A 13284-nucleotide genomic window follows, 5' to 3' on the forward strand; every position below is an offset into this window, starting at 1 on the left:
GCGCAAACTATTGCCGGCTCCGGCGCTGATTCAACACTTCCTTTGCGTTGCCTTCGCCTGATTGCGTCAGAAGGTTGCGTCTGTGATGGGCGACACCTTCTCCTGTACTCCTCGACCGAAGGCACATCCTCGGCTCCTCGCCCAGGACGGAGGACGCATGACCAGCACCGTGACCCTCGACGACAAGTACCTCGCCGAACGCGGCAACGTTCTGATCTCCGGCATCCAGGCACTGGTTCGGCTGACCCTCGAACAACGCCGCATCGATGCGGCGCGGGGACTCGACACGCGAGCCTTCGTCTCCGGTTACCAGGGGTCGCCGCTGGGTGGGGTCGACGCGGAGATGGGCCGGGCGAAGCGCTTCCTCGACGAGCGGGGGGTCGTCTTCCGGGCCGGCGTGAACGAGGAGCTCGCGGCGACCGCGGTCGCCGGCACCCAGCTGCTCGGCGCGCTGCCGGGTCGACGGCACGACGCGGTCACCGGCTACTGGTACGGCAAGAACCCCGGCCTCGACCGGGCCGCCGACGCCATCCGCCACGGCAACCTCGCCGGCACGTCCGCGCTCGGCGGGGCAGTCGCCTGGATCGGGGACGACCCGGCCAGCAAGTCCTCGACCGTGCCGAGCTCCTGCGAGCCGATCGCACAAAGCTTGTCGATGCCGCTGCTCGCTCCGGGGTCGGTGGCCGAGATCATCGAGTTCGGCCTGCACGCCGTCGCGATATCGCGGGCTTCCGGCTTGTGGACCGGGTTGAAGATCGTCGCGGACATCGCCGACGCCTCGGCCGTGATCGACATCGGTGGGTGCGGGCACGGGATCCCGAGGACGTCGGCTGCTGCCCGTTCCGTCTCACCGCCGTTGGTCGGTCCGGCCGCGCTCGACGCCGAGTTCGACGTCCTCACCCGCCGGCTGGACCTGGCTCGGGCCTATGCCCGGGAGGCGGGGCTCAACCGCGTCGCGTTCTCGGCACACCGCGCCCGCCTCGGCATTCTCGCTTCCGGCACCGGCTACGCCGTCGTGCAGCGGGCGCTGGAGGACCTCGGCCTGGACGAGGGGGCGATGGCGACGCTCGGCCTGCGCCTGATCCGCCTGGCGATGCCGTTCCCGGTCGACGCCGACACGCTCGCCGAGCTGACCGGTGACCTCGAGGAGGTGCTCGTCGTCGAGGACAAGGTGCCGTTCCTCGAGGATCACCTGAAGGCGTCGCTGTACCGTCGGGCGGAGGCGCCCAACGTCGTCGGGCGGCGGGACGAGCGCGGGCGGCCGCTGCTGACGCCGCGTGGACAGCTCGGCGCCGAGGACGTGGCTCGCGCGCTGGCCACTCGGATCGAGACGGTGCTCGGCCCCGACCGGTTGCCGCGCAGCGCGACGGCGTATCTGGAGTCGATCCGGCCGGTCCGCACGGCTCGGATCGCGCTGCCGCTGGCGTCGGATTCCGGCCGCCGCACCCCCTACTTCTGCTCCGGCTGCCCGCACAACACCTCGACCCGCACGTCCGACGACACGCTGGTCGGCGTCGGCATCGGCTGCCACGCGATGATCGCGATCTCCGGGGAAGGCCGCGGCAACCAGATCGGCCTCACCCAGATGGGCGGGGAGGGCGCCCAGTGGATCGGTCTGGCGCCGTTCACCGACGACCGGACGTTCGTGCAGAACCTCGGGGACGGCACGTTCTTCCACTCCGGGTCGCTGGCCGTCCGCGCCGCGGTCGCCGCCGGCCTGACCATGACCTACAAGCTGCTGTACAACGACGCGGTCGCGATGACCGGTGGGCAGCGCGCCGAGGGGCGGATGGACGTCCCCACGATCACCCGGCTCCTGGCGTTGGAGGGTGTGCGCCGCATCGTCGTCACGACCGACGACCCGGATCGGTACCGGGGCGTCGCACTGGACCCGATCGCCTCGGTCCGCCACCGGGACGACTTCGCCGCGGCGGAGGACGAGCTCACCGCGCTCGACGGCGTCACCGTGCTGATCCACGACGATCGCTGCGCGGCCGAGGAGCGGCGGCTGCGCAAGCGGGGAGCGCTCCCGACTCCCGCCGAGAGGGTGGTCGTCAACGAGCGCGTGTGCGAGGGCTGCGGCGACTGCGGTGACGTCTCCACCTGCCTGTCGGTGCAGCCGGTCGAGACCGAGTTCGGCCGCAAGACCCGCATCCACCAGCCGTCCTGCAACTCCGACTTCAGCTGCCTCAAGGGTGACTGTCCCTCGTTCCTGCTGGTCGAGCCCGGCAGCCGGGCCCGCCGGGAGGTGCCCGCGCTCCCCGTCGACCTGGTCGAGCCGGAGTCGCGGCTCACCGGGGACAGCACGCTGATCCGGATGCCCGGCATCGGCGGAACCGGCGTGGTGACCGTCTCGCAGATCCTGCAGATGGCCGCCCACCTCGACGGGCGGTTCGCCGCGGGGCTGGAGCAGGTGGGCTTGGCGCAGAAGGGTGGTCCGGTCGTCTCCGACGTCCGAATCGCCAAGAGCCGGGTGAGCGGCTCGCTGCGGGCGTCGCGCGGCACCGCGGACGTGCTGCTCGGCTTCGACCTGCTCGGTGCCGCCGACGCCGCCAATCTCGCCGTCACCCGGCCCGGCCACACCGTTGCAGTAATCAACTCCGCGATCGTTCCGACGGCGGCGATGGTCACCGGCCGGGTGCTGCCCGGCTCTCCGGACGACGCGCTGGAGCGGATCGCCGCGACGACGGTGGACCCGCTCCACCTGGACGCGCAGCGCCTCTCCGAACTGCTCTTCGACGACCACCTGCCGGCGAACATGCTGCTGGTGGGCGCCGCCTACCAGCACGGGGTGATACCGATCCCGGCTGAGGCCATCGAAGCGGCGATCCGGCTCAACGGGTCGGCGGTCGACAAGACTCTCGCCGCGTTCCGCTGGGGCCGCGCCGCGGTGCTCGACCGCGAGGCGGTGTTCGCCGCGGTGACCACGCCCGCGCAGGCCGTGGTTGAGGTCGGCCCGCGCGACCGCGCGCTCGCCGGAGCGGGGGCCGATGCGCTGACTTCCGTGCTGGCCACCCGGGTCGCCGACCTCACCGGCTTCCAGGACGAGGCCTACGCGGCCCGCTACGCCGAGGACGTCCGCCGGGTCACCACGCTGGCGACCGAGCGCGCCGGTGTCGACGCCGGGCACCGGATCGGCCTCGCCTACGCCCGGGGCCTGCACAAGCTCATGGCGTACAAGGACGAGTACGAGGTGGCCCGGCTCCACCTCGATCCGGTGGAGCGGGCTCGCCGGGCCGAGCAGTTCGGCGCCGACGCCACTGTCTCCGTCCTGTTGCACCCGCCGGTGCTGCGGGCCCTCGGGATGAAGCGCAAGATCCGGCTGGGCGGCCGCAGCGCCACCGCCGCCTTCACCACTCTGCGCGCCGCGCGGCGTCTGCGCGGCACCCGACTCGACGCGTTCGGCTACGCCGAGGTCCGCCGGGTCGAGCGGGCACTCATCGGCGAGTACCGAGCGCTCGTGCGCCGTGCGCTCCGCCATCTCGACGCGGGCACCGCGGACCGGGTCGAGGCGCTCGCCGGCCTTCCCGACGTCGTCCGCGGATACGAGGACATCAAGCTCGCGAACGTCGAACGGTTCCGGACGCAGGCAGCAGCCCTGCTCACATCCCTCGGAGAGGAACAACGATGAACTCTTTTCAACCTCACACATCTCCGCAGGGTGAGCGCCGTCCGCAGGGGTCGGTCGAAAAGAATTCAATGACGTTGTCCCAGACGATGGCCGCCCGCGACTTCGAGCAGGTCGTGGTCTGCCGTGATCCGAACAGCGGCCTCGAGTCGGTGATCGCCGTGCACGACACCACCCTCGGCCCGTCGTTGGGTGGCATCCGCATGCGGGCCTACCCCAGCCAGGACGCCGCTCTGGCCGACGCGCTGGACCTCGCCGAGGCGATGACCTACAAGGCCGCCCTCGCCGGTCTGGAGCTCGGCGGCGGCAAGAGCGTCATCAACGCGGATCCGACGTCCCCCCACCGTCGAGAGTTGCTGGCCGCGCACGCGCGCTACATCGCCGGGTTGGGTGGCCGCTACATTCCCGCGGTCGACATGGGCACCAGCCCCGAAGACCTGGAGCTCGTCGGTCACTACGTGCCGACGGTCGCGAGCCAGCGTCGCGATCCGTCGTACTTCACCGCGCGCGGTGTGGTCGCGAGCATCCGCGCCGCGCTCGGGCTCACCAGCGCTACCGGCCTGCGGGACGCGCACGTGGCCGTGCAGGGTCTCGGTCACGTCGGCCGGCACGTCGTCGCGTTGCTCGCCGAGGAGGGCGCCCGGCTGACCGTCGGCGACATCGACGCGGCACGGGTCCGCGAGGTTCGCGATCGATTCGGGGCCACGGCCGTCCCGGCGGACGAGGTGCTGATCACCGACGCCGACGTCGTCTGCCCCTGCGCGGGCGGAGCAGCGATCACCGAGCCGGTACTCGACCGCCTCAAGGCGCGCTACGTCATCGGTGCCGCCAACAACGTGCTCGCCGACCAGAGCCTCGCCGGTGGACTCATGCAGCGCGGGATCGTCCACGTCCCGGACTTCGTCGCCAACGCCGGTGGCCTCATCGCCTGCGAGGCGGAGCTCCGCGGCGACGACTCCGGGGTGCTGGACCGGGTCGACGGCATCGGCGACACCGCGGTGGCGATCCTGAGCCGCGCTCAGGCCACGCACACCGACAGTGTGTCGGTCGCCCTCGAGTTGGCCCGCACCAGGCTCGCTTCCCGCCGTCCCGGACGCCCCTGGTTCCCGAGCGCTTCCTGAGATCCGAGGCGGCGAAGAACTCGCCGGGTGTGGTCACCGCCCTCGGGCGTAGTGTCGGTGCAGCGTGGCCAGCTGGGCGAGCACCTCGCTGACCACCTGCCGTTGGTCGGCGGTGAGGCCGGTGGCGAGGTGGCTGATCTCCTCGGCCAACGGGCGCAGTTCGCGAACGATGTCGTCCTCCGCGCGCCGGGTCACGGTGACGATCCGGCGGCGGCGGTCGCGCGGATGAGGTCGGCGCTGCGCGTACCCGGCCGCTTCCAGCCTGTCGACCAGCCCCGTCGCGGCACCTGACGTGATGCCGAGCCGGCGTCCGAGCTCTACCGAGCCGACAGGCTCGTCGGTGACCAACAGGTGTTTCAACGCGAGGAAGTCCCCGGCCGTCAGGCTCATCCGGTGGGCCATGGCGGCATCCAGCTCCGCTGCGGCCGCTGCGAAGTGGTGCACGGCCCAATCCAGCTCCACGCCGGCCAGGGTAGCTTAGTATCTGAGCTACCCTCGCTTGGGGAGGCCGCCATGGACCCGGACACACAGGACCGCATCCGCTCCCTCGCGCTGGCCGGCGCGTGCACGGCCTTCATCGCGGTTCCCAACGTCGGTGCCCTGATCGGCGAGGGCGAGCAGACGGAGCGATACGACACCGTCCTCACCCCTCCGAACTACGCCTTCGTCGTCTGGGCGCCGATCTTCGCCGGCTGCGCACTCTCGACGGTCGGCCAATGCGCGCCCGACGGCCGTCGCCTGGCCTTGAGCCGCCGCACCGGCTGGCCACTCGTCGGCGCCTACGCCACCAATGCCCTCTGGTCCCTGGCCGCCCAGAGCGACCGCTTCACACTGACGCCGCTCCTGTTGCCGACGGCGGCCGCCTTCGCCGCCGCTGCACACGTCCGCCTGCAAGATCTTCCGGCCGAAGCCGACCACGGATTCGCGCGGGTCACGCCGGTCAGCACCGGCCTGCTGCTGGGCTGGACGACGCTCGCCAGCGCGGTCAACATCGCCGCCGGCGCGAACCTCGCCGCGGCGCAGAAGACCTCGCCGAGCACCGTCAGAGCCTCGGTCGCCGGGCTGATCGGGGTCGGCGCCGCGGTAGCCGCCGGTGTAGCGGGAAGCCGACGCGGCGCTGCAGCACTTGCCGCGACCGCCGGGTGGGGCCTGCTGACCACGGCGCTCACGTCCAGCAGACCGCGCAGCGTTCGCTTCGCCGCCGCAGCCGGCGTCTCCGCGATCGCCGCAGGTCTCGTCACCGGAGTGATCAGTGAGCGACGAGCCGCGGTCAGGACGTGTGATGTACCTCCTGGAGTGCGTAAACGGGCGTGGGGATGCCCTCCTGCCGGGCCTTGAGCTGTAACGCGAGGTAGAGGGAGTAGTAGCGCGACTGGTGCAGGTTGCCCCCGTGGAACCACAGTCCTTCTTGCTGGGTGGGCTTCCACATGTTGCGCTCCTCGCCCTCCCAGGGGCCCGGGTCCTTGGCCGTGTCGGACCCGAGCCCCCACACCTTGCCGACCTTGTCGGCCATGGGCTGCCCCACGACGTCCGCGGCCAGGCCGTTCATCGAGTTGTAGCCGGTGGCGTAGACGACGACGTCGGCCGGCAGCTCTTGACCGGTGTCGAGCTGAACGGAGTTCTCCGTGAGAGCGACGACCTGGCCCTGCGCCAGCTTGACCTCGCCATCGGCCACGAGGTCCGCCGCACCGACGTCGATGTAGTAGCCCGATCCGCGACGCAGGTACTTCAGGAACAGCCCGGACCCGTCGTCGCCCCAGTCGTGGCGGAAGCCGGACTTCTCCAGGCGGGCGTAGAAGTCCTTGTCGTGTTCGGCGATCGCCGCGTAGACCGGGATCTGGACATCGGGCAGGAGCCGGTACGGCAGCGACGCGAAGATCGTGTCGGCCTTGTGCGTGGTGACGCCCGCGGCGAGGGCTCGCTCGGAGTAGAGGTCGCCGAGCGCGAACTCCATCAGCGAGTCGGACCGCACGATGTGGGTCGAGCTGCGCTGCACCATCGTGACGTCCGCCCCGGCCTCCCACAGCGCGCCGCAGATGTCGAACGCCGAGTTGTTCGACCCGATCACGACGACACGAGAGTCCCGGTAGGCGTCCGGGCCGGGATGGTGCGAGCTGTGGTGCTGCTCGCCGGCGAACACGTCCTGTCCCGGGATGACCGGAACGTTGGGCTTCCCGGAGACACCGAGGGCGAAGACGAGCTGCTGGGGACGGAGCACGACCTCCTCCCCCGCGCGGTCCACGGTGACCGTCCACTCTTTGCCGACGTCGTCCCAGACCGCGCTCTTCGCGGTGGTGGAACCCCAGTAGTTGACCTCCATGACGGCTGCGTACATCTCCAGCCAGTCGCCGATCTTGTCCTTCGGCGCGAACACCGGCCAGTTGGTGGGGAACGGGAGGTAGGGCAGGTGGTCGTACCAGACCGGGTCGTGCAGGCACAGCGACTTGTAGCGGCTACGCCACTGGTCACCGGGGCGCTCGTGCTTGTCGACCACGACATGGTCGACGCCGAGCTGGCGCAGCCGCGCGCCCAGCGCGATACCGCCCTGCCCGCCACCGACGACCACGACGTAGGGCTGACGGTCCTTGCCGAGGCCCTCGATCTCCGCGGTGCGCCGCTCCCGCCAGGTGACGCGGTCCCTCCGGGCGCCGTGCTCGACGCCCTTGGGGCGGCTCTCTTCATGGCCCTTCAGCTCGTCGAGGGTGGTGAGGAGGGTGAACGCGCCGTCGTCGAGGAGCCGTAACAGGCCGGAGCCTCGCCCGACCGCCGTCTCGAACGTGAAGTACGCCGTGGTGACACCGTCGGCCTCGTCGGGTTCCTCACCCTCGGTGATGCGGAAGTTCGACGCGTCGGTGGCTTCCGCGGTCGCGGCCACCAGATCCCGCACCCCGTCGGGGTTCTCGACAGTGGTGATGTTCCAGCTGAACGCGGTGAGGTCGCGCCAGAAGCTGCTCGGCGCGAACAGCTGGGCCACGCGCTCCGCGTCGCGAGCGGCGAGCGCTGCTTCGAAGTCGCCGAGCCAATTCGCTACCCGCCGCCGGGCGGGGGTGGACGTGGTGAGGTCGGACGCCGGTCGAGACATGAGACTCCTTTGGTTCATGTGCTCTGTAAACCAACGTTCGCCCTTGGCGGCGGATTGGTCAACGGACGGACCGGTGGACGACCGATGCGCGGTAGCGTCAATCGATGCAGCCATCCGCCGCCGCTTCGCGGGCCCGGGCGCCGCGCGGTTTCGTTCCGCTCCGGATCTCCCCGTCCGGCTGGTGGGTGGAAGGGCTGTTGTTCGGCGGCTTCGTCGCGCTCACCGCCGCTCTCGTCTGGTGGCCGCCGCTGTTGGACCTCGACCGCGCCGTGCGGGACTGGTGCGACGCGCACCGGCCCTCCTGGGCGCACACGATCGCGGTGGGGGCCGACCGCCTCGGTCAGCGCGCACTCGTGTTGCCGGTCGCGCTGGTCGTCGCGGTGGTGCTGGCGGTGCGATGGCGCACGGTTCGGCCCGTCCTGCTGGTCGTCGTGGCCGCAACCGTCAACAGCGTGGTCATCGAGGTACTGAAGCAGTGGACCTCACGGGGCGCGCCACACCACGGATCGATCCGCATGTTCAGCGGCGACCCGGCGGTGGAGTATCCGTCCGGGCACGTCAGCAACAGCCTCGTCTACTTCGCGGTGCTGGCTTTCCTCCTCGCGGGCTTCCTGCGTCCGGCCCTGCGCGAGGTGCTGCGCTGGGTCCCCAGCGTCCTCGTCTTCGTCGCCACCGTCTATCTGGCCTGGCATTGGCTGACCGACAGCATCGGCGGCTACCTGCTCGGGCTGTTGCTGGTCCGCCTGCTGATCCGGGTGCCCTGGGGCACGATGCCGCTGAATCCGGCTCGTTTGCGCAAGAACGGACTCTAGGTCCGGCGCCCCGACGAACGGCGGCGCGCCTGGCGGGCGGTGCTCGACTCCCGCACGACCAACTCGGGCTCGAAGACCAGGTCACGGCGTTCCCGCGTCCGGTCGGCCATCTCGTCGAGGACGATCCGCACCGCGGCCCGGCCGATCTCGGTCGCCGGCTGGTGCACGCTGGTCAGCTCGACGGCGCTGGCCGCGCTGGCCAGATCCGTGTCGTCGAACCCCACCACGGCCAGGTCCTCCGGGATACGCAGGCCCGCGTGGGTGGCCGCGCGGACGAGACCCACCGCGATCAAGTCGTTGGCGCAGAACACCGCCGTCGGGCGCTCGGCCGCGTCGAGGGACACCAGGTGAGTACCGACGGCGATCCCGTCGGTGATCCGGTCGCTGGTGGTATCCATCCAGGTCAGCGAGCCGCCCGCCGCACTGGCCGTTCGGATCGCACCGTCGTAGCGCTCGTCCCGCCGCCACCCCGCGAACGCCAGGCGCCGGTGGCCCATCTCCAGCAGATGCCGCGCCGCGAGGACGCCACCGAGGTCGTCGTCGCTGCGCACCGCGCTACGACGACGGCTGGGCACCTCCCGGGCGAGCACCACGACGGGTGTGCCGCGCCGCTCGAGGTCCTCCAGCAGCGGATCCTCCACGTCCTGCGGCGTGATGATCAGGCCATCGAGCCGGCGCTCGCCGAGCCGGCGCAGCAGGCGTTCTTCGCGCTGCCGCTCACCGAGACCGGTCTCGAAGAGCGCGAGATCGGCCCCGGCGTCGGTGGCGGCCTGCTCGGCTCCGTTGGCGACATCGGCGAAGAACGGGTTGCCGACGCTGAGCACCACCAGGCCGATCGATCGGCTCCGGCCGACGCGCAGGGCTCTGGCGGCGGCGTTCGGGATGTAGCCGACCGTCTCGATCGCGCGCAGCACGCGTTCCCGCGTGGTCTCGTTGACCAGATGCGGTCGGTTCAACGTGTTGCTCACGGTGCCGTCCGACACCCCGGCCACGCGCGCCACGTCGCGGATGGTCGCGCGCGCCACAGCTCTCACCTGGTCCTATGCACCTCGCGTCGGACTGTCCGCCGACGATGGCTCCCGTAGCCAGGGTACGGGAGCCATCGTGGCGTCAGAAGCGGTGAGGGGCGGGTAGCGGCTCGATCGGGTCGTCGTGCGCCGCTCGGTACGCCACCTCGAACATGTGGTGGCCCGCGTCGACCGGAACGGTCCCGGCGCCGGGCAGTGCGACCGTCGCGTCGCATCCCGGCGGGACACTGACCTCGACGCGCAGCGTGGTGCCCTCCCGGCGCCAGCTGACGGCGGCCAGCCCGTAGGGGGTTCGGTGCCGCGCGGCCGCCCAGGTCAGGCCCCCGCCGGGTTGGGGCCGGACCAGCATCGAGCGGTAGCCGGGCGCCGCCGGGGCGAGCCCCGCGACGACGCGGTGCATCCAGTCGGCCACCGCCCCGAGCGCGTAGTGGTTGAACGAGGTCATGTTGCCGGGGTTCACCGTGCCGTCCGGCAGGAGGCTGTCCCAGCGTTCCCAGATGGTGGTGGCGCCCATCGTGACCGGGTACAGCCAGGACGGGCAGCCCTTCTCCAGGAGTAGCCGGTAGGCCTCCTCCAGGTGCCCGGACTCGCTGAGCGCGTCGAGCACCAGCGGTGTCCCCGCGAACCCGGTCCCGATCCGGAACTCGGCGTCCCGCACCAGCCGAGCCAATCGGTCACCGGCGTGGCGTCGCTGCGCCGCGTCGTCGAGAAGGTCGAAGCAGAGCAGGAGCGCGTACGCGGTCTGGGTGTCCGAGACGCATCGACCGGAGCCGGTCACGAACTCCCGGCGGAAGCCCGCAGCCACCCGGTCGGCGAGGTCGCGGTACTCCGCGGCGTCGTCGGTCTTGCCGATCAGGTCCGCCTGCCGGGCTAGCAGCCGGGCGGAGTGCACGAGGTAGGCGGTCGCGACCAGATAGGGATCGGTACGTGCTTCCTGAGGGCGGTCGGCCGGCGCGGCCGGGTCGAGCCAGTCCCCCAGCTGCAGCCCGGCGGAGATCACGTTCCGCTCGTCGAGCAGGCGCCTGCATCCCTCGACCCAGGCCCGCGCCGTCTCGTATCCGCTGGTCAGCGGCCCCAGGTCACCGGCGCGTTCGAGGAGCACCAGCGGAACCACCGTGGTGGCGTCGCCCCAGACCGCGCAGTGGAACTGCGGGAACGACGTCTCGATGTGCGGCACGTAGAGCGGTACGAGGCCGTCCGGGCCGGTCTCCGCGTCAACGTCGGCGAGCCAGTCGGCGATGCTGCCGGTCGAGTCGTACAGGTAGGCCGCCGTGGGAGCGAACACCTGGAGGTCACCGGTCCACCCGAGACGCTCGTCGCGCTGCGGGCAATCGGTCGGCACCGAGACGAAGTTCCCCCGCATGCTCCAGCGCACGTTCTCGTGCAGACGGCGCAGCAGCGGGTCCGAGCAGGTGAACTCACCTGCGGGCGCCATGTCGTCGTGGCACACCACCGCCACCACGTCACCGCGTTCGAGGTCACCCGGCCAGCCGCTGACCTCGGCGTACCGGAACCCGTGGTAGGTGAACCGCGGCTCCCACGTCTCGACTCCGACACCACTCAGCACGTACTCGTCATGAGCGGCGGCCGTGCGGATCGGACGGGTGCAGAGGCGCCCGTTCTCCAGTACCTCGGCGTGCCGCAGGCCGACGGTGGTGCCGGCCGGTCCACTGACCCGCAGCCGCAACCGTCCGGCGAGGTTCTGTCCGAAGTCGAGCAGGTAGGTGCCGTCGTCGAGGCGGGTCGCGGCGACCGGCAGGACCTCCTCGATGCGGCGCACCGGTGGCCCGATCGGCGCGACCAGCGCGCCGACGTTCGGAGTGAGTTCGTCGACGCTCGACCAGCCGGCCACGGAACCGGGCCGGGACCAGTCCGGGTCCGCGAGCCGGGCGTCGTAGCGCTCGCCGTCGTAGATGCTGGCGCGGGTGATCGGACTCGTGGTCCAGGTCCAGGTCCGATCGGTGACGACGGTGTCGACCGACCCGTCGTCGTAGGTGAGTTCGAGCTGCACGGTCAGCCCGGTTCGTGCCCCGTAACGCTCACCGACGCGGTTCCAGCCGTAGCTTCCCCGCCACCAACCGTCGGCCAGCCACCCTCCCACCGCGTTGGCGCCGGGGCGGATCAGGTCGGTGACGTCGTAGGTCTGATAGCGCAGCCGGTGGGAGTAGCTCGTCCAGCCGGGGGCGAGCACCTCGTTCCCGACGCGCGCGCCGTTGATCTCCAGCTCGTAGACCCCGCACGCGGTGGCGTACGCGCGGGCACGCACGAGCCCGTCCCGCACGGCGAACTCGCGGCGCAGCAGCACCGGCGGCCGGTCCCCGTCCGATTCCTCGGTCGAGCCGACGAACGTGGCGGTCCAGTCGTCCGGGTCGAGCAACCCGGCCTCGACCGTGGTCGGCTCGCTCCACGGCATGGGGTCGCTCTCGTCCAGACCCCACACCCGGACCCGGACGTCGACGCGCTCCCGGCTCTGCAGCGGCGGCCCTGGCCACGGCACCAGGACGCTGTCGGACGACTCCACTCGGCCGCTGCACCAGGACCGATCCGAGTCCGCTCCGATCGCTTCGATCTCGTACGCCCGCTGGCGCCAGCCCCGCGCACCGGTCTGCACCTGCCAGGACAGTCGAGGCGTCCGTTCGCCGATACCGAGTGGTTCCGTGTGCTGCTCGACGCGCGGTGCCGATACCAGGCTGTTGTGCGACGTCACGCCTAGCCCTTCACGGCGCCGGCGGCGAGCCCGCGCATCACTCGCTGGTTGAGGAACAGGTAGATCGCCAGGATCAGCAGCACGTTGATGCAGATGGCCGCGAACGTCGGGCCGTACTCCACCGCGCCGAACTGGCCGGTGAAGTTGAGCAGCCCGACCTGGACGGTCCGCAGCTCGTCCGAGGTCGTGAACGTCAGTGCGATCAGCAGGTCGTTCCAGAGGAAGAAGAACTGGACCAGCGCGATCGTCAGCACCGCGTTGCGCATCATCGGGAAGGCCACCGAGACGAACGATCGGATGATGCTCGCGCCGTCGAGGGTGGAGGCTTCGAAGACCTCACGCGGGATCGCGCGGAAGTACGTCGCCATCATGAACACGGTCAGCGGCAGACCGGTGGCCGTGTACGTGATGATCAGCGGCCACAGCGTTCCGGTGAGGTGGAGCTCGAAGTAGGCCGTGAACAGCGGCAGCAGGATCATCTGGCCGGGGATCATGATTCCGGCGAGGAACAGCAGCAGGGTGGTGCCCCGTCCGCGCCACACCATGACCTCGAGCGCGAAGCCGGCCGCCGTGCCGATCACCACGATGATCGCCAGCGCCGGCAGGACGGTGAGCAGGCTGTTCCGGAGATAGAGCGCGACCGACGACCACGCCTGCGAGTAGTTGTCGAAGTTCGTGAAGCTGTCCGGCAACGCCAGCGTCGAGTCGTTGAGGAACTCCGCTTGGGTCTTGAACGACCCGAGGAACAGCCAGACGAGCGGGTAGGCGACGAGAAGCAGCAGCACCGCGACGCAGAGGTAACCGGGGATACGACGTACGAAGCGCAGCACCCGGCGCGGCTTCCGCGGGCGCGGCCGAACCTGAGCGGCGGGCGAGCTGGGTGGCGAGTCGATGGTGAGAGCCATG

At 70.9% G+C, this 13284-nt stretch carries 9 protein-coding genes; 4 read left to right on the top strand and 5 right to left on the bottom strand.

What is annotated here, in order from left to right; genetic code table 11:
• Positions 1 to 157 precede the first annotated feature (157 nt).
• Together ABEB28_RS17360 and ABEB28_RS17365 are read left to right on the top strand one after the other, a co-directional pair.
• Complete coding sequence (locus tag ABEB28_RS17360) at positions 158 to 3631, top strand: indolepyruvate ferredoxin oxidoreductase family protein (RefSeq protein ID WP_345729152.1); 3474 nt, start codon at positions 158 to 160, stop codon at positions 3629 to 3631.
• A gap of 68 nt (positions 3632 to 3699) precedes the next feature.
• Entirely contained in the window at positions 3700 to 4749 is a 1050-nt protein-coding gene (locus tag ABEB28_RS17365) for a Glu/Leu/Phe/Val dehydrogenase family protein (RefSeq protein WP_345729153.1), read from the top strand.
• A 33-nt stretch (positions 4750 to 4782) separates the two neighbouring features.
• Here the strand turns inward: ABEB28_RS17365 and ABEB28_RS17370 are convergent, their stop codons facing one another.
• Positions 4783 to 5211, bottom strand: a complete 429-nt coding sequence (locus tag ABEB28_RS17370; RefSeq protein ID WP_345729154.1) for a MarR family transcriptional regulator — start codon at positions 5209 to 5211, stop codon at positions 4783 to 4785.
• Positions 5212 to 5262: 51 nt separating this feature from the next.
• On the opposite strand from ABEB28_RS17370, the gene ABEB28_RS17375 reads away from it, so the two are divergent.
• Positions 5263 to 6087, top strand: coding sequence for a hypothetical protein (locus ABEB28_RS17375; RefSeq protein ID WP_345729155.1), 825 nt, complete (start codon positions 5263 to 5265; stop codon positions 6085 to 6087).
• On the opposite strand, the gene ABEB28_RS17380 is transcribed toward ABEB28_RS17375, so the two are convergent.
• On the bottom strand, positions 6020 to 7831 hold the full coding sequence (locus ABEB28_RS17380; protein ID WP_345729156.1) for a flavin-containing monooxygenase: 1812 nt from the start codon (positions 7829 to 7831) through the stop codon (positions 6020 to 6022). The two genes, ABEB28_RS17375 and ABEB28_RS17380, sit on opposite strands and share 68 nt — an antisense overlap.
• Before the next feature lie 104 nt (positions 7832 to 7935).
• Here ABEB28_RS17380 and ABEB28_RS17385 point away from each other — a divergent pair, with 104 nt between their 5' ends.
• Positions 7936 to 8643 carry a phosphatase PAP2 family protein gene (locus ABEB28_RS17385; RefSeq protein WP_345729157.1) on the top strand — a complete coding sequence of 236 codons (708 nt, stop codon included), beginning with the start codon at positions 7936 to 7938 and terminating at the stop codon, positions 8641 to 8643.
• Here ABEB28_RS17385 and ABEB28_RS17390 read toward each other — a convergent pair.
• The 3 genes from ABEB28_RS17390 to ABEB28_RS17400 all read right to left on the bottom strand — a co-directional run bounded on the left by ABEB28_RS17390 (position 8640) and on the right by ABEB28_RS17400 (position 13283).
• A complete protein-coding gene (locus tag ABEB28_RS17390; protein WP_345729158.1) occupies positions 8640 to 9668 on the bottom strand; it encodes a LacI family DNA-binding transcriptional regulator in 1029 nt (342 codons plus the stop codon). The two genes, ABEB28_RS17385 and ABEB28_RS17390, sit on opposite strands and share 4 nt — an antisense overlap.
• A gap of 85 nt (positions 9669 to 9753) precedes the next feature.
• Complete coding sequence (locus ABEB28_RS17395; RefSeq protein WP_345729159.1) at positions 9754 to 12378, bottom strand: glycoside hydrolase family 78 protein; 2625 nt, start codon at positions 12376 to 12378, stop codon at positions 9754 to 9756.
• Positions 12379 to 12380: 2 nt separating this feature from the next.
• Positions 12381 to 13283, bottom strand: a complete 903-nt coding sequence (locus ABEB28_RS17400) for a carbohydrate ABC transporter permease (RefSeq protein ID WP_345729160.1) — start codon at positions 13281 to 13283, stop codon at positions 12381 to 12383.
• Position 13284 lies beyond the last annotated feature (1 nt).

The organism is Cryptosporangium minutisporangium (assembly GCF_039536245.1).
Classification (GTDB): Bacteria; Actinomycetota; Actinomycetes; order Mycobacteriales; family Cryptosporangiaceae; genus Cryptosporangium; species Cryptosporangium minutisporangium.

Excerpts from the sequence above, each read along its gene's own strand:
- ABEB28_RS17400 (WP_345729160.1), bottom strand. The coding sequence starts at position 13,283 with ATGGCTCTCACCATCGACTCGCCACCCAGCTCGCCCGCCGCTCAGGTT.
- ABEB28_RS17380 (WP_345729156.1), bottom strand. The coding sequence starts at position 7,831 with ATGTCTCGACCGGCGTCCGACCTCACCACGTCCACCCCCGCCCGGCGG.
- ABEB28_RS17360 (WP_345729152.1), top strand. The coding sequence starts at position 158 with ATGACCAGCACCGTGACCCTCGACGACAAGTACCTCGCCGAACGCGGC.
- ABEB28_RS17365 (WP_345729153.1), top strand. The coding sequence starts at position 3,700 with ATGACGTTGTCCCAGACGATGGCCGCCCGCGACTTCGAGCAGGTCGTG.
- ABEB28_RS17385 (WP_345729157.1), top strand. The coding sequence starts at position 7,936 with ATGCAGCCATCCGCCGCCGCTTCGCGGGCCCGGGCGCCGCGCGGTTTC.
- ABEB28_RS17375 (WP_345729155.1), top strand. The coding sequence starts at position 5,263 with ATGGACCCGGACACACAGGACCGCATCCGCTCCCTCGCGCTGGCCGGC.